This window comes from Candidatus Cloacimonadota bacterium (genome assembly GCA_019429305.1).
In the GTDB taxonomy this organism is placed as follows: Bacteria; Cloacimonadota; Cloacimonadia; order Cloacimonadales; family JAJBBL01; genus JAHYIR01.
Genome location: JAHYIR010000011.1, coordinates 28,141 through 54,986 on the forward strand (window position 1 = coordinate 28,141; position 26,846 = coordinate 54,986).

Here is a 26,846-nt window from a genome sequence, read left to right on the forward strand (position 1 = left end):
ATATTCTCCAAAAAAGAAATCCACAGATAAACAGAGAAAAAATCTTGTTAGTAAAATTGTTCTTTGTTTATCTGTGGATTTCTTTATTCAAGCTATTTCTTATCTTCATCTGAAAGTTTATCTAATAGAGATTCAATTTTTCTGGCTCTGTTTCCTGTATCGTCATAGAAGAACCTAATTTCCGGTATTCGTCTTAGTATATGAGCAGCAGCAATCTCTTTTTTGAGAAATCCTGATGCTTTAGTCAAGATTGGCAAATATTCAGTGTCATCCTTTTCGTCATTGAGCTTAGAGAAATAGATCTTGGCAAGTTGCAGATCTGGGGTAAGTTCAACTTCCGTTATTGTCACCCATTGCAACCTTTGATCATTGATCTTGTTTACTAATGCGTTATTGAGTATTCTTAAAATCTCTTTTTCCAGACGAGCCATTCGGTAACTCATAAGCTATTTTACCTTTGATTTTTTCTCAGCAGCAGTTCCCTTTTTTACTTCTTCACTTTGATATGCTTCGATTACATCGCCCTCTTTAATATCATTGTAATTCTGGATACCAATACCACACTCACTGCCGGCACGAACTTCTTCTACATCATTAGCAAAATGTTTAAGAGAACTAATTTTCCCTTCATGGATCAAGCCATTGTTTCTATACAATCTAATAATACTATCATTCTTTATATATCCTTTATCAACGGCACAGCCAGCAATACTGCCAACCCCTTTTATTCTGAAGACCTCTTTAACAATAGCAGAACCAATAAATTTCTCTTCAAACTCCGGTTCAGTTAATCCTTCAAGAGCTAATTGAATATCGTTAATGCCATCATAGATGATCTGATAGGTTCTGATCTCAATTCCCATATCTTCTGACATCTTTTTAGCTTTTGTCTCAGTACGAACCTGAAAACCGAGAATAATTGCATTTGAGGCAGCAGCAAGATTGATATCGGCTTCTACTATACTACCGACTCCTTTGTGTATAATATTAACCAAAACCTCTTCATTAGAGAGTTTTTGCAAGGAATCACAAAAAGCTTCTAATGAACCATCGGTATCTGCCTTAACGATAATTTTTAGATCGTTCATCTCTTTCAGTTTGATCTTCTCATATAGATTATCAAGATTGGTTCTTCCGATATATCTCTCGCGTTCATGTCGGATTTGCTTTCTCTCCAAACTGATCTGTCTGGCAATTTTCTCGCTGGCTACTTTATTGATAATATCGCCGGCTTTGGGTACATTGCTCAATCCATAGATCAATGCTACGTCAGAGGGTCCGATCTCTTTCATCTCCTGACCCCTCTCATTCTCCATTTTCCTGATCTTACCATATGTAGCACCGCAGACTACAGCATCACCCTTTCTTATTTTCCCTTCCTTCAAGAGAATCGTTACGAGCGAACCGATTCGACTATCTTTTTCAGCTTCGATAACAATACCACTTCCGGGAATATCGTATTTGGCTTTTAATTCTTTCATCTCAGCTGCGAGCAAAATAGCTTCCAAGAGGTTATCTATTCCTTCTCCGGTTAAAGCAGAACAGGTAGTCCAGAGAGTATTCCCTCCATAACCCTCTAAAAACACATTCTGTTTAGATAGTCCCGTTATGGTTTTATCTACATTGGCAGTTTTCAGATCTACTTTATTGATTGCTACAACTATATCAACTCCGGATGCCTTGGCATGATCGATAGCTTCTACTGTCTGGGGTTTAACTCCGTCATTTGCCGCAACGACTATCACAGCGATATCAGTCAAATGAGCTCCGCGAGCACGCATTGCTGTAAATGCCTCATGACCCGGTGTATCAATGAAGGTGATCTTATGATCTTTATAATCAACCTGATAAGCTCCAATGTGTTGGGTTATACCACCCGCTTCACCGGCAATAACATTAGTAGAACGGATATAGTCTAGTATTGAAGTCTTACCATGATCTACATGCCCCATTATAGTAACTATTGGTGGTCGTGGATTCTCTTTGGCATCTTTATGTTTTACCGTCGCCTCTTCAATGATATCTGTTCCATATTCTTCAGCAAAGGTAACATTGAAATCAAATTCATCACATATCATCTCCAAAGATTCTTTATCGAGCCGTTGATTAATAGTTACTATCTTCCCCATATTAAAGAAGTTAGCTATTATTTCTGTCGGCGCTATATCCATCATCTTAGCCAGCTCATTCACTGATGTGTATTCATTGACCACGAGATTCTGATTATTGGATAGCTCTTCTTCTGTCCCTTTCTTATCATCTTTCTTATATTTTTTCTTCTTTTGCTTAGCTAAAGTCTGTTTTATAGAGCGACTGATTTCTGCTTCTTCGATCTCTGTTGGTTCAAGTTTAGCTTTTCCTTTTCCTTTTTTACTATATTTAATCTTTGCTTGCAGATGTTTAGCTTTCTCTTCCAGCTCTTTCTTTTCTGTCTTTTTGGCTTTAGCTAATTTTTTGGCTTCTACATCATCTAAAGGAGTCGGAATATCCGGTAGCTTTTTCTCTCCGACTTGTGGTTTTCCCTTGGTAATGGGCTTTCTTGTTGTTGGTTTAACCCCTGGTTTCTCTTTGTCTGAGCTTCTTTCTCTTGGAGTTTTTTCTCTTGGGGTTCTTGCTTTCGTTCTTTTATCATCTTTGACTGGAGTTTCTTCGCCTTCTTTCTGTTTGCTAATCGGCATTTCAACAAAAACAGGGGTTTTTTTCTTGCTTTCTTCGAGTTTTCTTACAGCTTCTAACTCTTCTTTCCTTTTCTCTTCTGCTTCTTGTTCTTGTTGTCTCTGCTTCTTTTTAAGATCATGAATACGGCGCTTCTCTTCTTCCATGCGCTTCATATTGTCATGTTCTGTTTTGAAAATACCTCTGATTTTTTCTACTACATCATCTTCCAATTGTGTAAAGGGCGACTTAGCATCAATATTAAGATGTTTAAGATGTGTCTTTAGCGCTGATGTTGAAATTTTCAACTCTTTCGCTAATTCATGAACTCTGATACCCAATTTTCCTCCAATCTGCTTTAGGCAAAAATCTTTTCAATACCGGATGCAAAATCTGGATCTTCTACAGAGATCAAACCGATATCGCTTCTATTAAATAATAACCCAAACTGTTCTTTAGTGCCGTAAGTTATAGTCTTTATTCTGTTCTGATCGATGATCGACTTCAGTTTTCTTATTGTGTGATCGCTGAGATCATGGGTAATTAGAACTAATTTGGCTTTTTTCTTTACACATGACTGATAACAAGCAGAGAAGCCAAATTTTAACTTTCCGGCTTTATTGGCAAATCCAAGCAAAGTTGCTATTGATGACCAATAATTATTTCCAGCATTTTGGTCTTTATTTCTTGATTTTCGTTCTTTTATCAGCATTATTTACCTTCACCTAAACGAGTATTTTTCCGCAAAAACTTTCTAAACCATTTATCTAATAGGATGATACAATCATTCACGTCACAGACATAAAAGCCCCTCATCTCAAGCCGTTGTCGACAATCGAAAATAAGATCATTTTCTAAATTAGCAAATCGTATCATCTCTTTTTTCTCTTTCTTTTTACGGCAGACAACACAAGTCCTGTAAGGTATATGACCTGCTCTGGATGCTCTGTTTGGCATTAGAAATATTCTGCAGATTCTTTGATCTTCTGAGCTGTTTTCTCACCGATGTTTTCCATACTACATAACTCCTCAATCGATGCTTTAAAGATATCTTGTACTGAAGTGTAACCATGTTTCTTGAGAATATCGGCTATTTTAGGAGTTACCCCGTCCAGTTCGGAAATATGACTGGTAATACGTCTCTCTTCTGCAATTTTCTCCTCAAACTCCTCCTCTGTATATATATCTAAACTATATTCAGTCAATTTAGCGGCAAGGCGAACATTCTTCCCCTGCTTTCCAATTGCCAGATTCTTGTTTTTCTCGGAAACTACTATTCTCCCGAATCTGCCTCTATCAGAAAGATAAACCTTATCAACGAGGTCGTTGCCGATAGCATTGGCAATGAGTTGCTCTGGTGATTCATCCCACGAGATCACATCAATGATCTCGCCATGTAACTCCCTGCGTATCATATCAATACGGGTACTGTTTTTCCCAAAGCAGGCACCTACAGGATCAATAGCCTTCTTCTGTGCTGAAACAGCTACCTTTGTTCTTATTCCGGGTTCGCGAACTATCTTCTTAATTATTACATCGCCCTCATGGATTTCCGGTATTTCCAATTCAAATAATCTCTGCACAAATTCCGGTCTGTTTCGCGACAAGATAACCATTACTTCATTTCTTCTCTTGCGGATATTGACGACATATGATCTTATGATATCATTAACCTTGTAATATTCACTTTCTACCTGTTCTTCAACAGGCAGAAGAGCATCTGTATATCCAATATCAATTTTATAACCATTATAATCTACTGACCTAATTTTACCAGAGACGATCTGTCCCTTCTGCTTCTCATAATCGAAAATTATCCGATCTTCTTCAATCTTGCGAATCCTTTCCTGTATTGTCTTTCTGGCAATATTGATAATCTTTGGTTCGAAATCTACAATGGGAACTTCGACTTCGATATAATCACCCAGCTTCGCTTTTTTATTGATTTTCAAGGCATCCTGGAGAGAGATATCTCCAAGTTTCATATCCTCTTCAACTACCAATTTCTTAATCCGCGCGGCTAATTTGTCATTCTCAAAGTCAGCGATAATTTCCAATTCGTTCTCCGGAAGCAACTTTTTCGAAATTGCTGTATAAAGACTAATCTTGATCTCCTCTTCTATCTTGGATTTATCGATCTGCTTTGTTGTTGCCAATTCCATTATCACTGATGTAATATTAGCTGCCATATCTATTCTCCTTTTTTATTTTTAAATTCATAGACGGTCCGTGCCTTTTTGATCTTTTCAAAAGGAATGTTAACTATTTGCGTTTCTTCTTTCTTGGTCTGTTTCTGTTCAAGAACTATACCTGTAGAAGAGACCTTCGTCAGCAAACCGGTGACCACAATATTCTTATCATCCTGCCGATAAGTTATCTTAACCTGTTCGTTAACCGCCTGTTCAAATTGTTTTGGGGTTTTCAAAGAACGTTCCAGTCCGGGTGAGGATACTTCAAGAAAGTAATGGTTAGCAATTAGATCTACTATATCAAGCTCGTTACCCATTAACCGGCTAACTCTGGAACAATCAGAGAGAGTTATCCCTCCTTGACGAGTAATAAAGACTCGTAATACTTTCCCTTTATTGGTGTTCTTCATCTCCAGGTCATAGAGATCAACACCACACTCTTGGGTTATTTTTTCTACTAACTCTCTGATCTTCTCTAATATCATCTTTCGTCCCAAATTATTAAACCACTGAAATCAGTGGTTTAACAAGTATGTTATTACCTTTGCAGTATAACTGTAATTTGTCAGCTAATCTGCAAGTTACTCATTAATATTATGCAGGTTTTTTTTGTCAAGATGATAATAATTTATGATAGAACTGTCTAAAATATTATGCTTTATGATACAAAGACAATTAGAGGGGCAATTATAGGTCGTCCCTACTACTAAATTTATACCCTTAGTCACGCTACGAGTCAGCTTAGGCCGGCTCGTATACTTCTCATAGGTTAATCATAAGAAAAGAGGGTTACAAGTTCTGTGAGCTTTTTGATCTCATAAGTTGGGATATACTGGGTGTCATTTTTCTTGCTTTCGGGATTAAACCAGCAAGTATCAATACCGGATAGATTCCCCCCTGCAATATCACTGGTTAAACTGTCCCCGATAATCAATAGATTCTCTTTAGGGAGATTATCTAATTTCTGCAGAGCAATCTTGAAGAACATAGGATCAGGTTTCGGAAAACCAATCTCTTCTGATATCACAACCACAGGAAAGAATTTTATAAGTCCTGAAGCTTTTAGTCGACGATGCTGCACTTCAGCGATGCCATTGGTGATCAAAGCCAGATCAAAGCTGGCAGAAAGTTTTTCTACTATTTCCCATGCATCCGGTAATAATTTCTTACCTTCTCCAAGATATTGCACATATATTTCTCCAAATTCATGAGGATCAAATTGCAGTTCCAGCGAATCAAAGAGTCTGGAGAATCTTTCAGTTCGCAATGCGGGTAGTGATATTATTCCTGATTCGAATTTCTTCCAGAGCTCATGATTGATCAGACGGTAACCGGTGATGACATCTTCTTCATCCCGAATAATAGAGAAATGTTCAAAGGTTTTTAATAATGCCTGTCGTTCTGAATCTTCATAATTAAAAAGTGTACCATCGGCATCAAATAATAGGGTCGAATAATTTTGTTTCATACGACAAATTTCTCGATTAGGGGCTAATCGTCAATAATTTATCATTCTGCAATACTCCGATGCAAATCATCGTGATTTCTTATCTTGAAGATAATATAGTGTTTGGAGAGAATTAGCGATAAATAGTTTAAGAGCTCACTTGACAAAAATTCGGATCATATTTAGTAATTCAGAGGAAAATTTTTACTACTTTTTTTTAAGTTAAGGAGTTTATTATGAAGAAATTTACCTCTGCTTGTGGCTTAGATTGCCATTCTTGTGAATGTTATGAAGCAACTCAATCGAGAGATTTAGAAAAAAAGAGAATTGTTGCCAGAAAATGGTCGAAAGAGTATGAAGCTGCTTTGACGACTGATGATATTAACTGTGGTGGTTGCATGTCAAATGGAAGTCATTTCAGTTGGTGTAATAAATGTCCGATCCGTAACTGTGTAATCAAAAAGAAATATCAAAGCTGTGCCGAATGCAATGATTTCCCTTGTCAGACGACAGAATTTCTTTATCAGGCAGTTCCTGAAGCACAGAAAAACATCGAAAGATTGAGGTCTCTATGAAAGCTTTTTCCGTTGCCGGTTTTAGTAAGAGCGGAAAAACAACTACTGTTGCTGCCTTGATAGATATTTTGAAAACTCGAGGTTACAGTGTTGCAGCAATAAAGGATATTCACTTCGAAGATTTTACAATGGAAAGAGAAGGATCGGATAGCTGGATATTTCAACAAGCTGGTGCGAAAGCAGTTTTTGCCCGTGGTTTGAAAGAAACATACCTTATTCAACCTCTAAGAACTCCATTGCCAGATATGCTGGAGATGCTCGATGCTGATTGGACGATCGTGGAGGGGATGAAGCGAGATCCTTTACCCAAGATCATCTGTGCCGAGTCAGAAGAACAACTTTCCGAATTAGTCGATGATAATGTTTTCGCTATTAGCGGAAAGATCAGTGACAATTTGCATGAATACAGAGGTCTTCCTGTTATCAACAGTAAAGATAATCCGCGAGCATTAGCAGATCTTGTTGAACAAAAAGTATTCGAAGTTTTACCACTGGCAAAAGATGAGTGTTGTCAAAAATGTGGTCTGACCTGCTACCAGATGGTGGGAGAAATCCTTTGTGGAAGAAGAAAAAGAGAAGATTGTCAGACCGATCATAATCAGATGATCCATTTAAGGATCGGAGAAAAAACAATCGAAATGGTGCCCTTTGTGCAAAATATATTTCGGGATCTGATCTTGGCATTCGTCAAAAATCTGCGGGGTTATAAGAAAGGAAAGATCGAGGTGACTTTAGAGTGAAGTCTCAGATTACATATTCTTCTGATGGTAAATCATTAATTAAGATCTGCCGATCGGAAACAGAATGTGCTAATGAATTGCACGTTTATAACTTAGGACTGGATTTTACCCCCAAATTACTCAATAAGATAGATGAGAAAACTATCGAGATAAGTTATATCAAGGGGAATTCTCTGAAAGACGAGATAGACTTTGATTTCTCAAAGCCAGCTGAGCAACTGGCAAAGCTGCATAAATCAACGATAAAAGAGGGTATAGTACTCTGTCATCTCGATAATAATCCACGCAATTACTTAATAGAAAAAGAAACAGGTAAGTTCTATCTGATTGATTTTTCGGAGAGCGGATATAGCTTGCCGGAAAATGATCTGGTCAACTTTTTACTCTTCTGGGCTGCAATTTTACCACCTAATCGTTTTCAGAATGCTATGCAGAGGTTTTTAGAGGGGTACAAGTCACCAGAACTTCTTGATAACAAGCGACAGAGATCACATTTTTCTCAGTGGATAAACGTTTTCGATGTGAGACGAAGAAAATATTGTAAAAATCCGGGTACAAAATTCGCTTGGCAGATAGATAATCGTAAATATCTTCTAACTAATTTTTACACTTTAGTAAGGTCAGACAAGAAATAATAAGTTCTTAAGGAGGCATTATGATTACCAAGATCAGAGAATTATTGGGGCAAGAAGCCGAATATTTATTAGAACACAAGTGTAAAACCGTAAATAAAGAAAATCTCTATCTGCCGGGACCTTGTTTTATTGATGAAGTTTTGAGATTATCGGATCGTCCGGTAAATGTACTGCGCAATATGCAACTACTTTTTAATACAGGAAGATTAGCCGGGTCTGGTTATCTCTCCTTTTTACCTGTAGATCAGGGTATCGAGCACACTGCCGGAGCTTCTTTTGCTCCTAATCCAATATATTTTGATCCCGACAATATAGTGAAACTCGCTATTGAAGGAGGCTGCAACGGAGTAGCTTCTTCTGTTGGAATTTTAGGAGCAGTAGCCCGCAAATATGCTCATAAGATACCTTTCATCGTTAAATTGAATCATAATGAGCTGCTGACCTATCCCAATAAATACGATCAGATTCTTTTTGCTGATGTGGATCAGGCATTCGATATGGGTGCTGTAGCCGTAGGTGCAACCATTTATTTCGGATCGGAAGAGAGCAACCGACAGATTCAGGAGATATCAGAAGCTTTCTCTTATGCGCATTCTTTAGGGTTAGTCACTATTCTATGGGCTTATCTTCGTAATAACGAGTTTAAGAAAGATCAGGATTATCATTTGGCAGCAGATCTGACGGGTCAGGCAAATTACCTCTCTGCTACTATTCAGGCAGATATAGTCAAACAGAAGCTGCCGGAAAACAACGGGGGATTCAGGGCAATTAAATTTGCTAAAACCCATAAGAAAGTATATGAAGAGCTGACCTCAGATCATCCTATAGATCTAACAAGATATCAGGTTGTGAACTGCTTTATGGGTAGAGCCGGATTGATTAACTCTGGTGGTGCTTCTGGTGAAAATGATCTGGCACAGGCAGTAAGAACAGCCGTTATTAACAAACGTGCCGGTGGAATGGGTTTGATATCCGGCAGGAAAGCTTTTCAACGTCCTATGCAACAAGGTATTGAGCTGTTAAATGCTATTCAGGATATCTATCTTTGTCAGGAAATTACAATAGCATAATAATAATCATATTTCTCTTAAAAAGCAAGGGCGACTTAAAGTCGCCCTAATATTCTAAAGTTTCTTTTTCTTTTAAATGCCTGTCTTGAACCTTTTCAGTATCAAATCATCAACAAGAGATCAAGCCAATTCCGGTTCTAATGCAGAAATTAGCTTCTCCAACAACTCCGGTTTTTGTTTGATATCGGAATTCATAATAAATTCTTTTCTTTGGTTCATTCTATCTTTGATGATGGTCTGATAATCGTGCATATTCTCACGAGTTGCAGGATTATAGAGATCGTAGTACCCTGGAATGATCTTATCTATAGATTCTTTCGTCGGGATCATAGCCCCGGGTAAGATCTCCCAATCTTCCCATTTTAACTGACTCATCAGAATTGCAGTCTGCAAAGTTAAGGATGTTTGCAACTTTATAGGTATTGAATCCGTATCGCTCGATTTCCAGTAACCGGCGGAATTGAAAGTATAGCAGGTTGCACCAAGCTCCAGGACATTGTAAAATGCGGTTACATCTCTATACAATTCATACACCCTGAAAGGGTTAGCAAAAGGTTCAAAGACGAGTTTTTTCAACTCATCTTCGGTGACATTTTCTGCCCTGTTTCTTCTGGTCATCAAAGTAGCACCCATAGCCACAGCAAGATCGTTATTACTATATCTTATTATTGGGGGCAGAGAATTATCTTTCATCAACCAAGCGATAGCTTTAGGAAAGCTACATTTATTAACCCAAGCTCCAAGCAGATCACGGTCAAAGATTGCTCTTCCGTTATCTTGTCTGATATCCATTCCCAATGGTAGCACTTGTCCATTATAATTTATTAATGCGTGGTTCATGACTGTAATACAGTACTTCCAATCGGGATGATTGATATTTCTATTATCAGTTTTATCGAATAATGATGGTTCCCAGACCCGGCAAACTTTTTCTTCCAGATCAATCTGGAAAGCATCATCGTGCAGTACGACTTTCTTAAATCCCCTAGGTAGTGTTCCCCCATTATCGGCAGAATTGGTATGTGAAGACTTCCCTGTGCCGGACAGTCCGTAGAAAGCTATAGAGCGTTTCCCAAGCTTGTGATTATTTTCGTCTTCACAAGTAGTAAAATCTATCTCTTTTATGCCGCCATGACAAGCCGCCATTCCAAGCCGCATTCCAGAAGTCCAGGCAAGCGTGAGTGTGCCTTTCTTCCTCTCACCGAAATAACGCATTCCCATATTGAATATAACATTATGTTTCTCATCAACGAGTGCTAACTGTGGTCCTCCAACACTATGATAAAAAGGATCATTGCATGTCCATTCATTGAAGCCAACAATAATAATATCCTGTATGTCAATCAGTTTGCTCTGAGAATAATCTTCAGCCATAACTTCAAAAGGGGTGAAATTGCAGAGCCAACTAAAGACATTAGAGGCATCAGAAATAGTAGTGATAAAAGTTGCTTTGATCATCAAGTCGGGATCAAGTCCAAGCACTGCTTCTGCTTTTATAAGATCATGCTGCTCTAACTGAAATACCGCTTCTCGTAAATCTCCTTCTACTTTTCTTTGCTCGTCAACAGAGATCCGGTTATAGAATATTCGTGCTTTAGCAGTTCTACCAACAATTTTGCCATGACAGTCATTAAGTACTTTCGCATTTTTAGGAAGTTTGTATTTTTCTACTAATGGTGGATAGATATCCAGACTTGTTTGGGAAACTCCTGGTTGTGTCATAGCTAATTCATAAGCTTCTGCAACTGAAACTTTACGTACCTTGGGATTGAGCATGAGTGTCTCTGCTATTGCCCTGATCTTCGACATATCCTTTAACTGAGGATAGAAATTATAGCTGTTCATACTTGCCATTCTATATGACCTCCGCCTTAATTAATTGACCTTTTCTCAGTAATTCTATTATCCTTTTTACTACTATTTATTGGTAGATTCAATTCTTTTATTACTCAACTAAACCGTAAATTAATATAAAAATCCTGATCTTCTGCTTTCCAATATCACAGAAGAAGTCTATCAATATAACTTTCCTATTTTAAAAATGAAAAATAAAAAGCAGCCTGTATAGAGCTGCTCAATATATAACTTAGAATCATTATTATATTCTACTCGGAAACAACACTAACGAATTTTCTACCTGATCGTTTAGTTTCAAATTTAACATAACCTTCAGATAGACTGAAAATCGTAAAGTCCTTGCCTAAACCGACGTTCTTGCCGGGATGAAACTTCGTTCCTCTTTGACGAATTATTATATTACCAGGAACTACATATTGTCCGCCAAATATCTTAACTCCGAGATATTGCGGATTGCTATCTCTTCCGTTTCGACTGCTACCTACACCTTTTTTATGTGCCATAATAACTATCCTTGTTTATTTTACGATATCTTTGATCATTATTTCGGTAAAATCCTGACGATGACCGTTCTTCTTGGCGTATCCCTTTCGACGCTTTTTCTTGAAAACGATTATCTTTTTATCACGTTTATGGGCAACTACCTCAGCAATAACTTTAACATTATCTACCAGAGGAGTTCCTACCTGTATATCCTCATCGTTTCGCAGCATAAAAATCTCATTTATCTCCAGTTCACTACCAATCTCTTTATCAGATAGATAGGGAACCCTGAGAATTTTATCTTTCTCGGCTTTGTATTGATTGCCTTTAAAATTAACTATGGCGTACATCAATTTCTCCTTTTATTCAATCTGCTTTCTGCAGAAGTGAGAATCAATTTTTTCTTTAGGTTTTTTTTGTCAAGCACTATATACAATTGTCAGCTCTTTTTTCTTATCATCGTAAAAGATACGATAAGTTTCAGCACTGATCTTTTCATCCTCCTCCACAATAACTCTGGGTTTTATTCCCTTGAAGAACTGGGGATAACCTTCCAGATATTTCTTGATAACCGGATGTATAACCAGTGTTATGGGTTTATTGTGCACATAATACTCTGCCCGTTCCAAGCTGCGGTGAATCTTCATCGCAACTGCTTCCCTTGACAGTACCCTACCAGTACCATTACAGCACTGACAATGCTCTGAATAAGTGTTTAACAAGCCAGGTCCTGTTCGTTTTCTCGTTAGCTCAACCAATCCCAAAGGTCCGAAATAAAAGGCCTTAGTTTTTGCCCGATCTTTTTTGAGGTTCTTTTTTAAAATGTCAAAAACTTCCGCTTTGTGAGCATCTGAACCCATATCAATAAAATCTACTATCACCATGCCACTCAGATCACGCAATCTGAGTTGTCTGGCAAGCTCTATAGCTGCTTCGATGTTGGTCTTTCTTATAGTTGTATTATAGTCTTTACTGCCGGTATAACTCCCTGTATTGACATCGACTGCAACGAACGCTTCGGTCTGCTCGATGGCAATATTCCCTCCACTCGGTAGGGGAATATGAGAGTGAAATATCTTCTGAATCTCTCGTTCAATGCCAAAGGCATCAAATATTGGCGAGTCTTCTTCATATAATTCTATCCTGCTCACTAAATCCGGAGCCACATCTTTTAATTCACTTATCAAGTCCTTCATAAAGACTTTGTCATCAACGACCAATCTATCAACTTCAGAGCTAAAATAATCTCGAATAAGTTTACTCGCCATGTCATTTTCATCATAAATACAAGAAGGTGTTGGTGCGATATTTATCTTCTGTTCAACTAGTTTCCAGGACTTATATAATCCTTGATATTCAATCAGAAAATCCTCTTCTGAAATTCCTTCTGCTTCAGTTCTAACTATCAAACCTACATTTTTATCCTTTATCTGATTTAAAATACCTTTGATCCTTTGTTTCTCAGCTGAGGAACTAATCTTTCTGGATAGAGCAATCTTTGCCTTATTAGGAAAGAGCACCAAATACTTACCCGGAATGGAAATCTGACCATTGAGCCGTGCTCCCTTACGGTTTATCGGACCTTTCTGAACCTGTACGATTATCTCCTGACCCTTTGTTAACAGTTCATTGATCTTTGATGATTCCTGAGCAGATACCTCTTTAACTTTTGTTTCGGTTTCAGTTAAATCAAAAAAGTCAGTCACAATATCAGAATAGTGAAGAAAAGCGGTTCTATCCAGCCCTATATCTATAAAAGCTGCTCCCATACCGGGAAGAATATCTTTAACAGTACCTTTATAGATATTGCCTACTATGTTCTCTTTGTCCTGCGTTTCGACAAATAACTCCATCAAACGACTATCTTCCAGAATAGCTAATCGCTTCTCCAAGGGATGTATATTGAGTATAATTTCATTCATTTTTTATGTTTTCTCCCAAAAAAGCAAAACATCTCAGTAGTTAATTACGTCAAGATTTTTCGTTTTTACTTGACATCAAGTACTCGTTAGAAACTTTGACAAAAGCTAAAAATTAATTGTTGCGAGGTGGAGCAGTCTGGTAGCTCGTCGGGCTCATAACCCGAAGGTCAAAGGTTCAAATCCTTTCCTCGCTACCAATGGCGGCGTAGCTCAGTCGGTTAGAGCATCGGAATCATAATCCGAGTGTCCGGGGTTCGAGTCCCTGCGCCGCTACCATTTTTCTTGAAAATCAAGTGTTGTTTCAGAGCGCCAGTAGCTCAGTTGGACAGAGCAACGGCCTTCTAAGCCGTGGGTCAGAGGTTCGAATCCTCTCTGGCGTGCCATTTCTATCATGGTGGCTGTAGTTCAACCGGTTAGAGCACTGGATTGTGGTTCCAGATGTTGTGGGTTCAAGTCCCATCAGCCACCCCATTTCTTTCCTTTATTCATTCCTGTAGAAGCTAATGCTGGCTCTATCCCTGTGAACCTTAATCCTTACTAAACAATAAAAGATTCTTTTGAGATTGACAAAAAAACCGTTCAGAATAGAAGGGTATAAAAATCGCCGAGTAAACTGCTCTAAACCTTTCGGGGCATGACAGTTTACCGTATGGTATATCCGGAAACAGATATGCCACCCGTATTTGGAAAGGCGAAAGATAAGAACTAGTATCATCAACTCCCTTTCCTCTAAATTAAGAAATTGGAGGTTATAATGCGATTATCACTATTTAGCTTATTATTACTGCTTGGTTTTCTGATAATTTCCTGCTCAAGCAGTAGTCCTACAGAAAACGAGTTTGAAGAGCCACAACCACCAGAATTTGCATCTATTCCCGATTTTGTTTTTACTTTCCCGGGTGAATATCCTGAAGATATCTATACTTCAGAAGAAGTTGAATATCAGGAAGAGATGGTTATAGGTTACTCCCTTGATCAATTTGTTCCTATCGATGTAGGTGATGAGGAAAATATTGACCTGCGTCCTCTTTATGCCTATGAAATAGTCGGTGAGGATGATTTCACCCCTAGAATGCGCTTGGATCAAGATCTCCATTGGTCTCTCTTTTCCAATGGCTACTTATTGCCTGAAAAAGAGCACCGCACATTCATTAGCAGCTCATCTGAACTCAGACCATATAATGTTAAGTTTGCTGAGACCATTAACTTATACCGTAAGATCGATGTCATTAAGAGCGATAATGATCCGGTAATGTTTGAAGTCAGGGGTATGGTTACTATTGAACTGGATAATGATGTAGTTATCCCATTATCTTCATTTATTACGGACTATATAACAGGCAATCCGGAAAACTTCGATTACAAACTGATCGATATCAATAACGGTGAATATGATTTTAGCTGGTCAGAATTATCTAATGGTTTTTGGCATATCAATAATGAGACTGCAGTGATACTTTTAATGGATGATGAAACAGAGCCGGACTATCAGATTATTAACTTTTTGATGTCTATAGAGTTACATGAAATATAAAGTACTGGGCATTGTAATAATTTTTGTTGCGGGATTATCTATTCTGTGGACGGCAGAACCCGATACTCTCCTTGTAACCGAAACCCAACATCGTAAAGTATATGATATCGAGGGAGTAACGATCACAGCCCTGGCAACAACCAGCACTCTCGGTTATTCACAGATCAAAGAGATCGGGACAGAAAATCTAGGTAGTGCAGTTAATGTTAAGGATTTACTGACTGATCTGCCCGGACTGCGTATTACAACCGGAGGCAAAGGAGAAACTGATTTGCGGATCCGTAATTTTCTCAGAAAACAGGTCAAGATCATGCATAATGGGGTACCTATAAGTGGTGGATATTTTGGCAACGTTGACCTTAATGCTTTACCCGTTACAGACATTGAGCAGATCAACATAATTAAGGGTCCGGTCTCTGCTCTCTATGGAAGCAATACTCTTGGTGGTATCATAAACATTGTTACTAATGAAGTGCCGCCTGGTTGGTCTCATATAACTCGCTTTTCATTAGACCGTAGCAAAACTTGTAGTCTTAGTTATACCGGCAGCAGAGGAAGTAGAAATAATAGTTTTAATTATCGTCTCGAACGAAGTTTTTCATCCGGCTACTACCTCTCTGAATCATTTGAACCTACTTACCATGAAGATGGCGGTATAAGAGAAAATACGGGTTTTTCCCGATACAGTGTCGGTATAGGTTGGAATGGTTACCTTGCTTCGATACACAATCTGAATTTTCAAGCAGGTTACAACTACTTAGATAACAAGGATATACCTTCTTCTGTTTATGAAGCATCATTCCGCAGATTCACTTCTTGGCATAGCTATAACACCTCACTACGTTATTCTCTTCCTCTTAGATATAATCTGCTAACAGAAACAAAGATCTATACCGACTTTTTTGATAATGTATATGAAGAATATCTTGATTCAGAATTGACCAATCCAGATCTGATATCGGATATACGAAATACTACTATTGGATTTAGTACAACCTCCCAATGGACTCTATCCGATAGACTATTAACCAAGCAAGGCTACAAGTATGAATATAGCCACTACAAAAGGAAGGATAATGCTTATTACAGTGATTGGTACAGTGGGGCTACTATTCTGCAAGAAATATATTTTCAACCGGAATATGATCTGTCAGATCTATTTACCTTAACTATTGGGGGCAACTTATCTTCATTCGATCAAGACAAGCCAACCTATAATTTTGCAGGATCTTCCGGAATTTTTCTCACCTTCCCGAGTAATATGCGTTTTTCTTTAGCTTATTCCAGCAATATTCGCTATCCGATCATGAGAGAACTTTTCAGTTCTAGTGTTGGAAATACTGATTTACTCCCGGAAAAGGCAAATAAATTCGAAATCACTGGCGGTTCTCCTTTCCGGTTAGGTAGTTCATACGGATACGCTCATCTTGCTCTCTTTCATAACTCAGTTTTTGATCTGATCGAAATAAGAATGTTAAGTGATGGTTACTCCCGCCGCTTTGAAAATATAGGTAACACTTACAATTACGGAACCGATCTTGAAATGTACTTTATCCCTTACCCTTTTTGGCAGAGCAATATCTCTTACTCCTTCATTGTAACTGACAGCAGATCAGATTATGACTTGCTCAGAATACCACGGAACAATGTAATTTTTTCCAACAGATTTAAGCTATCAGATAACCTGACTATTAGACAATCTTCCGAATATTGTGATGTTAGGGACGATCTTGATAATTTTAACTACCCACAGAAAATCCCCTCATATACCATTCATAATGTTAATATTCTCTATCGTTATAGCATTGCCAATATTAAGATCGGTGTTGATAACATCTTTGATACCCTTTATTATGAAAAGTACGGCTTCCCAAGTAAAGGACGCAACTATTATATCTCGCTTGAGCTCAAGACGAATAAATCCCGATGAAATGAATTCTCTTTGAGAACACTCTACTGGAAAAGAGATCTCTCCATTTCGAAAGACTCACCTTCGTGTCTCTTTCTCCTCCAGTCGAGATGACAAAAGAAGGGTGTTCGGTTGAAAAGACAATTATATAATTCTGATAGGGATTGCGACCTCACCAATTGCTAAAAAAGAAGTTGACACATCTTTTGATACTTTCTTTGTAATAAAGGATAAGGAGTTAACGATGTCAAAATTATTGCTAATAGTTCTCTCTCTACTACTAGTTTTTAGCTGCAGTAACGATTCAATCAAGGATCCTGGGATCCAGTTTTATAACACGATAATGCCCCTGGCATTAGACAATTATTGGCTTTTCAATGACATAACTTATCAACCACCATATACTTGGGAAGAAGAATCTAAGATAGAAATCACCGGCTTCAGGAAAGTGACTTATAATGGCAATGAGGTAATTGTCTTCTTCTGGAATTGGTATGATATAGAGACAGATACTCCTCAGAATCGTAAAACTTTGGTCAGGAATGAAGAAGAAGGATTGTATTACTATGGACAACAGATCGGATCAACAGTATCAGACATCAGACGACTTCTATTTATTAAATATCCCGTATCGTTAGGTGATGAATGGGAATATATCGATGGTGTCTCTATTAAATGTATCTCGGTTTCTACTACGATCGAAACACCTCTTGGTGAAATTGATTGTTATGCCTACGAAATTATACCGGATACCAAAGAAGATTATCGAGCTCTTTCATCAATGTTGGGGATCAATAGGGAAAGTTCTATAAGAAACGAGGAAATAACATATCTATATTATAAGCCTGAAGTCGGTTATGTAGGTATGGATATATACGAAGGTGAAGAGTTAGTATTTAAGCGCCGTTTAGCCGAATTCAATGTTCGTGTCCCCGAAGAGAGGTTAATTCTTCGAGAAAGACTTGTTAATCCTTGATCTGATGTTTATTATCTAAAAATTTCAACCTTAAGAGCTTCTATCTAGCTCAACTGCATCAAATGATATCATAAAAGTTCTGTTTCCTCGCAGTACTTCCAACTCTATCTTATCACCAACAGCTATTTCAGAGATAGCTATTTCAGTATCGTTCATATTACGAATATTGAAATTATCTATCCTCCTGATAATATCACCCCGTTGTAAACCTGCTGCTGCAGCCGGGCTATTGTTATCCAGAATACTGACAATAACACCATTCAAGTCTGAAAGACCCAGATAAGAAGCAATCATTGGATTGAGATCCTGAACACCGAAACCAAACCAAATCTCCCTTCTTCTTCCATACTTGATGATCTCATTAGTAATTCTCTTGACCCTATCAATAGGGATTGCAAACCCAAGCCCGATATTGCCCCCCGATTCCGAAAAGATAAAAGTATTGATCCCGATAATCTCACCCAAAATATTTATTAACGGTCCGCCACTGTTACCGGGATTAATAGCGGCATCCGTTTGGATCATTCCTTGATAGATCTTGCCGCCCGTATCTTGTGAAAAGTTGCGGTTAGTTGCCGAGATAACCCCCACAGAAACACTCGGTTTGCTATCTTTAATAAGAAAAGCATAAGGATTGCCAATAGCAATTGCTGTCTCTCCCAATAATAGATCTGAGGAACTACCAAACCGGGCAGAGGTCAAACCTTCTGCTTCAATTTTCAAGATCGCAATGTCTAAAACACTGTCCATTCCAACTATTTGGGCTTCATATTGTCTTTGATCCTGAAGAATAACTTTGATCTGTGTTGCCCCTTCAACTACATGTGAGTTCGTCACAATGTATCCCTCAGGGTTAAAGATAATACCGGAGCCGATACTCTGCACTTCCCTCCTATAGGGTCGGTAATCAAAGAAACCGAAGAAAGGATTATCAAATGGATTAGTATAACGACGAACTATCTGAGTTTTAATGACATTAACACTGACAACTGTCGGTTCGGTCATCTTCACAGCTTTAGTCACTGCATTGGTTCTGGTTAGTTGATACTCATCACTATCCCTCAGTCGTTCTTGTTGCACCGGATAGGTTGTGATCATCTCCTCACGGTTATTAGTATAAAAGTCCGCCGGAACATTATTAAGGGATTTATCGGTACGATCTGAGAATACTTGATAAAAAATCAGATTTATTATGATCACGATTAATACTGTCATGATTATGTTTGTTGTTTTCACTTTGATTCTCCTCACTAATAAACTTTAAATCAGTAATCTAAGATGATTACTCCTCAATATAATCCATAATTGTCTGTTGATTATTTAACGGCTTAATCCCGAAATGTTTATATGTTTTAAAGGATGTCTTTCTTCCCTGGGGGGTCCTTTCCAGAAATCCTTGCTGTACAAGATACGGCTCATAGATCTCCTCAATCGTCCCCGGATCTTCTCCAACAGCTACAGCCAAAGTCTTTAAGCCAACTGGTCCACCATGATAGTTTTCAATAATCGTCATCAGGATACGTTTATCCATATCATCTAAACCGGCATGATCTACATTAAGCATCTTCAAAGCTTTGATGGCTATATCTTGAGTGATAATCCCGTCCCCCTTTATCTGGGCATAATCTCTGACCCGGCGTAAAAGACGATTAGCGACTCGCGGTGTACCTCTGCTTCTGCGAGCCAGTTCTATCGTCCCTTCTTCTTCGATCGGGATCTTGAGTAGTTTGGCTGAACGGTTGATGATCTTTTCTATACTCGCCTGATCATAATAATCTAATCTTAAGGTAATGCCGAATCTTGCTCTCAGTGGTGAGGTCAGCAGACCGGCTCTTGTTGTAGCTCCGATCAGAGTAAAGGGTTCCAGATCTATCCGAAAAGAGCGGGCATTAGGTCCGCTATCTATAATTATCTCTATTCTAAAATCTTCTATTGCTGGATAGAGATACTCTTCAACCACATGATTCAAACGGTGGATCTCATCGATAAAGAATGTATCATTCCTCTGTAGGTTGGTCAAAACTCCGGTCAGGTCAGAAGGTTTTTCCAAAACAGGACCTGACGATACTTTGATCTCGACATCAAGTTCATTAGCAATGATATGTGCCAGTGTGGTCTTGCCTAAACCTGGAGGACCGTAAAAGAGAATATGATCTAAGGGCTCTCCCCGTCTTTTAGTTGCCTCAATCGAAATGGATAAAATTTCTTTCAACTGTTCCTGTCCGACAAAGTCTTTTAGTGTCTTGGGACGCAGAGTCCTGTCAAATTCGATCTCTTCCATCAACTCATTCGGTGTTGTTATTCTTTCCATCTTTCTTTCCTTATGACTACTTACCGATGCAAAAGTCTGCAAATATTCTGTTCAGCATATCATCGGTCGTGATCTTACCTATAATTTCTTCTAAAGCAGCACTTGCCTCTTTCAGGTCAAATGCTGTGAATTCGTGTCCGAGATTATAGTCAAGAGACTTTATGGCATGTTCTATGCCTCTAATGCTCTTCTCTACTGCCTCGATCTGCCTCAGGTTTGAGAGAATTCCTGAATCTATCATGTCATCGGTTATACTCATACCACCGATCATTCTCTCTTTTATTACATCTATTCCCTGACCTGTTTTTACCGAGCAAATAATAAAACCTTGTTCCTTATATTCGTCAATCTTTTCTTTGTCTATAATATCTGCCTTGTTTAGTACTTTTATCACTCTCGGGTCTTCTTTGTTGAACCCTTGTAGCTCAAATTCATTGGATGATTGTGAACCATCTTCAATATATACAACCTGCTCAGCTTGTTTGATAAGTTCCTGGGTTCTTGCTATACCTAATATTTCAACCTCTTCTGTTGCAGCCCTTAACCCGGCAGTATCGTATAATTTGACCAAATAGCCGTCTATAGAGAGTGATTCTTCCAAATAATCCCTTGTAGTACCTGGTATAGAGGTAACTATAGCGCGTTCTGTTGTTAATAAATAGTTAAACAGACTCGATTTGCCGACATTAGGGGCTCCTGTCAGACAGACCTTTAACCCCTCTCTGATTATCATCCCCTCTTTTCCGGTAGCTAACAGCTTTTCCAGATCCTTTTGCAGAAGAAGAAGATTTAATCTCAGCTTGTCGGTATTGATCTCAGGCAGATCCTGCTCACTGAAATCGATCTCCAGTTCCAGCTCGATCCGATAAGAGGTAAGTTCGTCGAGCAACTTGGCAATTTTTTTATAGAGACTACCTTCGAGTTGACTCAATGCTGCATGATGTGCGAATTCTGTCCGGGCATTGAGCAGATCACCAACTGCCTCAGCTCTGGTAAGATCAATTCTATTATTGAAAAAAGCCCTTCGGGTAAATTCCCCCGGTTTAGCTATCCTTGCTTTTTTTAGGATGAGTTGTATGATCTCCCTAACAATAAAAGGGTTACAATGACAGGAAATCTCAATAACATCTTCGCCAGTGTAACTGTGAGGTGCTTCATAGAAAGATAAGATAACTTCATCTATTTTCTTCTCATTATCGGTTATGATGCCAAAGAGACGTTTTTTTATCTTGAGATATTCTCTCGATAAGCTGCTCTGATCTTTCATACTCCGAAAAAGAGGAATAACGGCATCAATTGCCTGCTCCCCACTTACTCTTATAACAGCTAATGCTCCCTTTCCCATGGGTGTTGACAGGGCGACAATGGTATCAAAGAGAGAGTTGTGTAAATCGGTAGTGCTCATAAATTGATCTATTAAAAATTATATTTCACTGAAACTGTTGAGTTTATAAATGTAATTTAGCAAGCTTGCTCTGTAGATCACTAAATATCTTCTCCGGAGTCAGATTTATCATCTCTTTTAATTCGTTCGTCTTACCGTGGGGGATGAACATATCGGGCAATCCATAAGAAAAGACCGGGATCCGTTCTGATGAAAAATAGCTGCAGATTGAACTGCCAAATCCTCCGATAAGTGCATTTTCTTCTATAGTTACCACAACATCAACATCCTTTTTCAGTTTCCCTAAAACTTCTAAATCAAGAGGCTTAAGAAATCTGGCATTTATCAACCACGGGTCGAGTTTATTCTCTTTGCACTTTTTATGAAGCTCCTCAGCCATTAAATAACCTGTACCGATGCCCAGAAGAGCTATCTTTTCCCCTTTTTCCATTATTTCGAACTTACCGGGGATTATCTCCGTTCTCAATTCTCCTTTATAGAGTGCCTTCCCTCTCGGATAACGGATCGCTACCGGTCCATCCTTATATTCATAGGCAAACTGCAACATCGCTTCCAGCTCTTCGGCAGAAGAGGGAGCCATTACTATCAAATTGGGTATAAAATTAAGATAGGAGAGATCAAAAGCACCCTGATGAGTAGCTCCGTCTTCTCCTACTATTCCTGCCCTGTCCAGACAGAAGACCACCGGCAACTTCTGTAAGGCAGTATCATGAATGATCTGATCAAGGGCTCTTTGCATAAAGGTTGAATATACGGCAACAAAGGGTTTGAAACCTTGTACTGCCAGACCGCCGGCAAAAGTTACCGAATGCTGCTCTGCTATTCCGACATCAAAGAACCTATCGGGAAATTTCGTCTCGAATCCTGAAAGCCCCGTCCCTTCACTCATCGCTGCTGTAATAGCTATCACATCTTCATTTTTTTCTGCTAACTTACACAAGTAATTACCAAATACTTCCGAATAACTTATATCGCTTTTGCCGACAGACTCTCCTGTTTTTTCATGATATGGTCCGACACCATGAAATTTAGTCGAATTATCTTCAGCGAAACAGCAACCTTTCCCCTTCTGAGTCACTACGTGGATCAGGACAGGACCGATCATGTTGTTCTTTACATCATTTAAAATTTTAACCATCCTGCCGATATTATGCCCGTCAATAGGTCCTACATACTTAAAACCGAGGTCTTCAAAAATGATATTTGGCACGAGTATGTTGATCAAACTCTCTTCCAACTTCTTTGCTCCGTATAGGAAAGGATTTTTGATCTTTTTAGGGAGATGGTTCTGGGCAAGCTCCCAGACCTGCTTCTTGAGTAAATTATACGATTTGCTGACCATCATGTTGGAGAGATAATCCTGTAATGCACCGACATTCTTGGAGATGGACATGGTATTATCGTTCAGAATCACTATCAATTCCTTTTGTAGATGTCCGGCATGATTTAGAGCTTCAAAAGACATACCTCCGGTTAAAGCACCATCACCAATAACAGCGATCATTTTCTGCTTGTTATTCTTCAATTCCTCAGCAACGGAAATTCCCAAAGCTGCTGATATGGAAGTGCTGCTATGTCCAACACTAAAAGCATCATAAGGACTTTCGAATATATTATTAAAGCCACTGATTCCGCCTAATTGTCGTAAAGTGTCGAACTGCTCATTCCTGCCAGTCAGGATCTTATAGGCATAAGACTGATGTCCGACATCCCAGACAACACGATTCTTCATCGGATCAAAGACCTTTAACAGAGAAACAGCAATATCGGTTGCTCCTAAACTCGGTGCTAAATGACCTCCGGTCTTAGCAGTAACTGCTATTATTCTCTGTCGAACTTCATCTGCCAATTGTTCTAACTGACTAAAATTTAATCTTCGGATATCATCCGGACTCTTGATTGTTTCTAATATCATAGCTTTCCTGTTAATTTACGGTTCTTTAGTACTTATTACTGAGCAATATCTCCTGATAAATTGTCAACTAATTAATCTTGTTTGAACATACCATCCACCTGTTTCCTTTGTTAAGGATAAAATGTCGATCTGATATTTCATATATGATTAGTCAGGTAGTTAAACCCATTATATCTTTTTGTCACCCTGAGTGATTTCAGAAAAGCTTCTTGCTATATTGCCTGAAATTGTGTCGAAGGGTCACCAAAACAAGATCATGTGATCCTTTTCTTTCTTATCCCTCGATACATTCTACTCCAATTAGATAAACCTCTTTCAGTGGAGAGATTCAATTCGATGCAGAACAATCGGAATGACAGAAAAGCTTTAAGTGATTTATATAGACAATTATTCAACTTTTCCCATTGCGATAACAGCTTAGAATCCATCAAGCGAGTGGGATCTATTTCTATCTTTTAAGCACCGGAGATGATATCGAATACCGGAAAATGTTTCACCTCAAGTAGAATGTTCTATCAGTCACCCTGCTGCAGCTCATAGATCAAGAAATCATCTTCTTGTTCCCAACTCTTCATTTCCAGCTTTTGAGCTATCTCCATAAAAAAGGGTGTTGTTGGAAACTTGGTCTCTATTTGTTCATGTCCCAGCCGGGCAGATTCTAACTTTACATACTCAAACAGCTCTTTCGCTATCTCCAGATCTTTGGTTTCCAAGAGAGAGATAGTCGTATATGATCTATTAGAGATATTCGTGTCATAGAGAACCGCTCCGACTATCTTTCCGGCTCTCTTGATGACAAAATGCTGCCCTGTATCATAGAAAAATTCTCTGATCATCTCTCTGGAATATGGATAGGCAGTCCAGCTGAGACAGAGAAAGTTTTTAGAGAGCTTTAAATACTTCGACTTTTCGATATAGTCACACAATTCAGTGAAGGAGACCTCTGCTCTGTCGATCTTATCTTTGACTATTTTCCTAAGCAATCTATTCTGCTCTCTTTTTTTGATCTCATAGTACTTGTTGGACATCGTATGGATCACTCTGAAACCAGCATTTTCCGATAGTTTGCGCGACTGCACATTACCAAAATAGGTCGCAAAGCGGATCGATCTGATGTTCTTTCTCCGCTTCAGCTTTTTTAAATAATAGGCATTTATAGCTTTACCAACACCATGCAATTTTGCTTGCGGATCAGCTCGCAACCCTTCCAGCCAGACATCTGTATCAGTTAGATAGGTTAACTTCCCCATACCAACGATCTTACCCTCATATAACAGAGCGGTGAACTCACCCTTCTTATCATTTACCCAGATATCAAATATCGACGGTATATAATCATCACCTTCCCATATCCGACTGCAGATATCGGTAATTATCTCTTTATCTTCAGGTCTCACCCTTCTGATCTCAAACTTATTCATCCCCATTTATTTCTACCTTGTTAATGATTTCTACATCGGTTGCTTCTTTTATTAGTCTGCATCTCTGTTTCAATCAGTGTTAATTCGTGGATGGTCCTTTTTCATGCTTCCTGTGAGAGGATCCTGTCACCTTCCTCGGTCAGGAATTGATTCATATAGAGCTGGAAATATTTCCCCTTCTGCTTCATCAACTCTTTATGCGTACCCATCTCCACGATCTCGCCTTTATGCATGAGCACTATCCTGTCAGCTGATCTGATCGTCGAGAGCCGGTGTGCAACTATGATACTTGTTCTCCCTACTAATACTCTATGCAGTGCCTGCTGCACCAGCTGCTCGGTTTCGGTATCTATGGAGGCAGTCGCTTCATCCAGAATAAGGAGTGCCGGATCTGCCAGAACGACTCTGGCAAAAGAGATCAGCTGCCTCTGTCCTGTGGAGAGTAAACTACCTGACTCTCCAACCTTATAATCATAACCCTTCGGCAGATTGATAATAAAATCGTGTGCTGAGACAAGCTTCGCTGCCTCTTCTATCTCCTCGTCCGTAGCATCCAGCTTTCCATAACGGATATTATCTCTTACTGTTCCCTGAAACAGGTGCGGTACCTGCTGTACATAACCCAGTTGGGAATGGATCCACTCCTGTGGCATTTGGTTCAATTCAACACCATCAATCTTTATCTTACCTTTCTGAGGTTCGTAGAATCTGCAGATCAGATTGACCAGTGTCGTCTTTCCTGTTCCCGTCTCCCCTACCAGTGCGATCGTCTCTCCCTCTTTGATATGCAGCGAAAAGTCCTGAAATACCGGCTTACCCTCTTTATAGGCAAAATAGATGTTTTCGATCTCGATCTCACACTTCATCCTCTTCTGTGACCACTCTTCACTGTATGGTATGGAGTCCTCGATCTTCGGTTTGAGTTCCAAAAGAGAAAATACTCTTTCGGCAGCTGCCTGAGCATTCTGCATCTCAGCAAAGATCTGTGCCAGATGAGACACCGGATCAAAGAACTGCAACGTGTAGCTGATAAAAGCTACAAAAGTTCCATACCCTATTACCTCAGCTAAAACCTGTCTCCCACCAAACCAGATGACCAATCCTGTTGCAATAGTAGATATGACGAGCACGATCGGCATGAAGAGTGCCGACCTAACAGCTGCTTTCACTGAATAACGGTACATTGATCTGTTGAGTTCTTGGAATTCTCCCAGGTTTGCCTCTTCCCTGACCAGCGTCTTTGTCGTCTTCGCTCCGTGAATACCCTCACCGAAGCTGTTCGTTATCTGCGAATTATATCTTCTGACCTGACGATAATTTCTCAGAATAGTGATCTGAAATTTTCCAGCTATGTAAATGAGCAAGGGAACTAATGCCAACGCCAGTAAAGCCAGCTTCCAGTTGAGAATGAACATGAAGGTTGCCATCAGGATCATCAATGCCCCACCCCAAACGAAATCTACTATCCCCCAGGCAATAACATCACCCAGCCGGGATATATCAGAAGTGAGCCGGGCTACGATCCAGCCGGTCGGGGTTCGGTCAAAATAGGCAAATTCCATCTCCTGCAACCGTTTATAGCACTTGCGTCTGAGATTGAAGTTCAGACCGGTCTCTATCTTACCGGCAACTGCTATCAGCAACAAGACACCAAACGATTGGAACAGCACCAGCACAATATAAAAAAGACCAAACCAGAATAACCCCTGATATTCCTGAGGAACGATAAAATTATCAATTGCATATCGGGTAAGAAGCGGTGTGATAGCATCAGCTCCTGCCAGAAAGAGCATTACCAGTCC

Annotated in this window: 24 protein-coding genes, 4 tRNA genes and 1 riboswitch; of the genes, 11 read left to right on the forward strand and 17 right to left on the reverse strand. The window is 39.1% G+C overall.

Annotated features, from left to right (window positions below; translation table 11 throughout):
• Positions 1–92 precede the first annotated feature (92 nt).
• The 7 genes from rbfA to K0B81_06005 form a co-directional block, all read right to left on the reverse strand.
• Entirely contained in the window at positions 93–443 is a 351-nt protein-coding gene (gene rbfA, locus K0B81_05975; GenBank protein ID MBW6516149.1) for a 30S ribosome-binding factor RbfA, read from the reverse strand.
• 3 nt (positions 444–446) lie between these two features.
• Positions 447–2,996 carry a translation initiation factor IF-2 gene (infB, locus tag K0B81_05980; protein ID MBW6516150.1) on the reverse strand — a complete coding sequence of 850 codons (2,550 nt, stop codon included), beginning with the start codon at positions 2,994–2,996 and terminating at the stop codon, positions 447–449.
• Positions 2,997–3,013: 17 nt separating this feature from the next.
• Positions 3,014–3,367 carry a ribosomal L7Ae/L30e/S12e/Gadd45 family protein gene (locus tag K0B81_05985; GenBank protein MBW6516151.1) on the reverse strand — a complete coding sequence of 118 codons (354 nt, stop codon included), beginning with the start codon at positions 3,365–3,367 and terminating at the stop codon, positions 3,014–3,016.
• Entirely contained in the window at positions 3,367–3,612 is a 246-nt protein-coding gene (locus K0B81_05990; GenBank protein MBW6516152.1) for a DUF448 domain-containing protein, read from the reverse strand. The genes K0B81_05985 and K0B81_05990 overlap by 1 nt, the downstream gene beginning before the upstream one ends.
• Positions 3,612–4,844 carry a transcription termination factor NusA gene (nusA, locus tag K0B81_05995; protein ID MBW6516153.1) on the reverse strand — a complete coding sequence of 411 codons (1,233 nt, stop codon included), beginning with the start codon at positions 4,842–4,844 and terminating at the stop codon, positions 3,612–3,614. The genes K0B81_05990 and nusA overlap by 1 nt, the downstream gene beginning before the upstream one ends.
• Before the next feature lie 2 nt (positions 4,845–4,846).
• Entirely contained in the window at positions 4,847–5,329 is a 483-nt protein-coding gene (locus tag K0B81_06000; GenBank protein MBW6516154.1) for a ribosome maturation factor RimP, read from the reverse strand.
• A gap of 284 nt (positions 5,330–5,613) precedes the next feature.
• Positions 5,614–6,312, reverse strand: a complete 699-nt coding sequence (locus tag K0B81_06005) for a YjjG family noncanonical pyrimidine nucleotidase (GenBank protein ID MBW6516155.1) — start codon at positions 6,310–6,312, stop codon at positions 5,614–5,616.
• A gap of 215 nt (positions 6,313–6,527) precedes the next feature.
• Between K0B81_06005 and K0B81_06010 the strand changes: the two genes are divergently transcribed.
• From K0B81_06010 to K0B81_06025, 4 genes are read left to right on the forward strand one after another with little or no spacing between them, the layout of a single operon-like run.
• Entirely contained in the window at positions 6,528–6,866 is a 339-nt protein-coding gene (locus tag K0B81_06010; protein ID MBW6516156.1) for a DUF3795 domain-containing protein, read from the forward strand.
• Positions 6,863–7,606, forward strand: coding sequence for a molybdopterin-guanine dinucleotide biosynthesis protein B (gene mobB, locus K0B81_06015; GenBank protein ID MBW6516157.1), 744 nt, complete (start codon positions 6,863–6,865; stop codon positions 7,604–7,606). The genes K0B81_06010 and mobB overlap by 4 nt, the downstream gene beginning before the upstream one ends.
• Positions 7,603–8,241, forward strand: a complete 639-nt coding sequence (locus K0B81_06020; GenBank protein ID MBW6516158.1) for a phosphotransferase — start codon at positions 7,603–7,605, stop codon at positions 8,239–8,241. The genes mobB and K0B81_06020 overlap by 4 nt, the downstream gene beginning before the upstream one ends.
• Positions 8,242–8,261: 20 nt before the next feature.
• On the forward strand, positions 8,262–9,311 hold the full coding sequence (locus K0B81_06025) for a class I fructose-bisphosphate aldolase (GenBank protein MBW6516159.1): 1,050 nt from the start codon (positions 8,262–8,264) through the stop codon (positions 9,309–9,311).
• A gap of 120 nt (positions 9,312–9,431) precedes the next feature.
• On the opposite strand, the gene K0B81_06030 is transcribed toward K0B81_06025, so the two are convergent.
• From K0B81_06030 to K0B81_06045, 4 genes are all read right to left on the reverse strand, one after another.
• Complete coding sequence (locus K0B81_06030) at positions 9,432–11,165, reverse strand: phosphoenolpyruvate carboxykinase (ATP) (protein ID MBW6516160.1); 1,734 nt, start codon at positions 11,163–11,165, stop codon at positions 9,432–9,434.
• Between the two features lie 251 nt (positions 11,166–11,416).
• Complete coding sequence (gene rpmA / locus K0B81_06035) at positions 11,417–11,671, reverse strand: 50S ribosomal protein L27 (protein MBW6516161.1); 255 nt, start codon at positions 11,669–11,671, stop codon at positions 11,417–11,419.
• 15 nt (positions 11,672–11,686) lie between these two features.
• On the reverse strand, positions 11,687–12,001 hold the full coding sequence (gene rplU / locus K0B81_06040; GenBank protein MBW6516162.1) for a 50S ribosomal protein L21: 315 nt from the start codon (positions 11,999–12,001) through the stop codon (positions 11,687–11,689).
• Between the two features lie 69 nt (positions 12,002–12,070).
• Entirely contained in the window at positions 12,071–13,573 is a 1,503-nt protein-coding gene (locus tag K0B81_06045) for an Rne/Rng family ribonuclease (GenBank protein ID MBW6516163.1), read from the reverse strand.
• 120 nt (positions 13,574–13,693) lie between these two features.
• On the opposite strand from K0B81_06045, the gene K0B81_06050 reads away from it, so the two are divergent.
• The 7 genes from K0B81_06050 (at position 13,694) to K0B81_06080 (ending at position 17,992) form a co-directional block, all read left to right on the forward strand.
• Positions 13,694–13,770, forward strand: a tRNA-Met gene (locus K0B81_06050).
• 2 nt (positions 13,771–13,772) lie between these two features.
• Positions 13,773–13,849, forward strand: a tRNA-Met gene (locus tag K0B81_06055).
• Positions 13,850–13,879: 30 nt separating this feature from the next.
• Positions 13,880–13,956 (forward strand) — tRNA-Arg (locus K0B81_06060).
• Between the two features lie 11 nt (positions 13,957–13,967).
• Positions 13,968–14,044, forward strand: a tRNA-His gene (locus K0B81_06065).
• A gap of 119 nt (positions 14,045–14,163) precedes the next feature.
• Positions 14,164–14,283: riboswitch (molybdenum cofactor riboswitch) on the forward strand.
• A gap of 44 nt (positions 14,284–14,327) precedes the next feature.
• Entirely contained in the window at positions 14,328–15,107 is a 780-nt protein-coding gene (locus K0B81_06070; protein ID MBW6516164.1) for a hypothetical protein, read from the forward strand.
• Positions 15,097–17,037 (forward strand): TonB-dependent receptor, encoded by a 1,941-nt coding sequence (locus K0B81_06075; GenBank protein MBW6516165.1) that lies wholly within the window; start codon positions 15,097–15,099, stop codon positions 17,035–17,037. The genes K0B81_06070 and K0B81_06075 overlap by 11 nt, the downstream gene beginning before the upstream one ends.
• 223 nt (positions 17,038–17,260) lie before the next feature.
• Complete coding sequence (locus K0B81_06080; protein ID MBW6516166.1) at positions 17,261–17,992, forward strand: hypothetical protein; 732 nt, start codon at positions 17,261–17,263, stop codon at positions 17,990–17,992.
• Between the two features lie 30 nt (positions 17,993–18,022).
• Here K0B81_06080 and K0B81_06085 read toward each other — a convergent pair whose 3' ends face one another.
• The 6 genes from K0B81_06085 to K0B81_06110 all read right to left on the reverse strand — a co-directional run.
• A complete protein-coding gene (locus K0B81_06085) occupies positions 18,023–19,228 on the reverse strand; it encodes a trypsin-like peptidase domain-containing protein (GenBank protein ID MBW6516167.1) in 1,206 nt (401 codons plus the stop codon).
• 46 nt (positions 19,229–19,274) lie between these two features.
• Positions 19,275–20,303 (reverse strand): Holliday junction branch migration DNA helicase RuvB, encoded by a 1,029-nt coding sequence (gene ruvB, locus K0B81_06090; protein MBW6516168.1) that lies wholly within the window; start codon positions 20,301–20,303, stop codon positions 19,275–19,277.
• A 16-nt stretch (positions 20,304–20,319) separates the two neighbouring features.
• A complete protein-coding gene (mnmE, locus tag K0B81_06095; protein ID MBW6516169.1) occupies positions 20,320–21,708 on the reverse strand; it encodes a tRNA uridine-5-carboxymethylaminomethyl(34) synthesis GTPase MnmE in 1,389 nt (462 codons plus the stop codon).
• Positions 21,709–21,751: 43 nt separating this feature from the next.
• A complete protein-coding gene (gene dxs, locus K0B81_06100) occupies positions 21,752–23,623 on the reverse strand; it encodes a 1-deoxy-D-xylulose-5-phosphate synthase (GenBank protein ID MBW6516170.1) in 1,872 nt (623 codons plus the stop codon).
• A 515-nt stretch (positions 23,624–24,138) separates the two neighbouring features.
• The gene (locus K0B81_06105; GenBank protein MBW6516171.1) at positions 24,139–25,044 is read right to left on the reverse strand and encodes a GNAT family N-acetyltransferase; all 906 of its coding nucleotides are present in this window, start codon (positions 25,042–25,044) and stop codon (positions 24,139–24,141) included.
• Between the two features lie 101 nt (positions 25,045–25,145).
• Positions 25,146–26,846: ABC transporter ATP-binding protein/permease (locus K0B81_06110; protein MBW6516172.1), on the reverse strand; the 1,701-nt coding region annotated here is incomplete at its 5' end.

Bases quoted from the DNA above. Each gene is read 5' to 3' on its own strand.
- rbfA (MBW6516149.1), bottom strand. From the start codon at position 443: ATGAGTTACCGAATGGCTCGTCTGGAAAAAGAGATTTTAAGAATACTC.
- K0B81_05985 (MBW6516151.1), bottom strand. From the start codon at position 3,367: ATGCTGATAAAAGAACGAAAATCAAGAAATAAAGACCAAAATGCTGGA.
- K0B81_05990 (MBW6516152.1), bottom strand. From the start codon at position 3,612: ATGCCAAACAGAGCATCCAGAGCAGGTCATATACCTTACAGGACTTGT.
- nusA (MBW6516153.1), bottom strand. From the start codon at position 4,844: ATGGCAGCTAATATTACATCAGTGATAATGGAATTGGCAACAACAAAG.
- K0B81_06000 (MBW6516154.1), bottom strand. From the start codon at position 5,329: ATGATATTAGAGAAGATCAGAGAGTTAGTAGAAAAAATAACCCAAGAG.
- K0B81_06005 (MBW6516155.1), bottom strand. From the start codon at position 6,312: ATGAAACAAAATTATTCGACCCTATTATTTGATGCCGATGGTACACTT.
- K0B81_06010 (MBW6516156.1), top strand. From the start codon at position 6,528: ATGAAGAAATTTACCTCTGCTTGTGGCTTAGATTGCCATTCTTGTGAA.
- mobB (MBW6516157.1), top strand. From the start codon at position 6,863: ATGAAAGCTTTTTCCGTTGCCGGTTTTAGTAAGAGCGGAAAAACAACT.
- K0B81_06025 (MBW6516159.1), top strand. From the start codon at position 8,262: ATGATTACCAAGATCAGAGAATTATTGGGGCAAGAAGCCGAATATTTA.
- K0B81_06030 (MBW6516160.1), bottom strand. From the start codon at position 11,165: ATGGCAAGTATGAACAGCTATAATTTCTATCCTCAGTTAAAGGATATG.
- rpmA (MBW6516161.1), bottom strand. From the start codon at position 11,671: ATGGCACATAAAAAAGGTGTAGGTAGCAGTCGAAACGGAAGAGATAGC.
- rplU (MBW6516162.1), bottom strand. From the start codon at position 12,001: ATGTACGCCATAGTTAATTTTAAAGGCAATCAATACAAAGCCGAGAAA.
- K0B81_06045 (MBW6516163.1), bottom strand. From the start codon at position 13,573: ATGAATGAAATTATACTCAATATACATCCCTTGGAGAAGCGATTAGCT.
- K0B81_06070 (MBW6516164.1), top strand. From the start codon at position 14,328: ATGCGATTATCACTATTTAGCTTATTATTACTGCTTGGTTTTCTGATA.
- K0B81_06075 (MBW6516165.1), top strand. From the start codon at position 15,097: ATGAAATATAAAGTACTGGGCATTGTAATAATTTTTGTTGCGGGATTA.
- K0B81_06080 (MBW6516166.1), top strand. From the start codon at position 17,261: ATGTCAAAATTATTGCTAATAGTTCTCTCTCTACTACTAGTTTTTAGC.
- ruvB (MBW6516168.1), bottom strand. From the start codon at position 20,303: ATGGAAAGAATAACAACACCGAATGAGTTGATGGAAGAGATCGAATTT.
- mnmE (MBW6516169.1), bottom strand. From the start codon at position 21,708: ATGAGCACTACCGATTTACACAACTCTCTCTTTGATACCATTGTCGCC.
- dxs (MBW6516170.1), bottom strand. From the start codon at position 23,623: ATGATATTAGAAACAATCAAGAGTCCGGATGATATCCGAAGATTAAAT.
- K0B81_06105 (MBW6516171.1), bottom strand. From the start codon at position 25,044: ATGAATAAGTTTGAGATCAGAAGGGTGAGACCTGAAGATAAAGAGATA.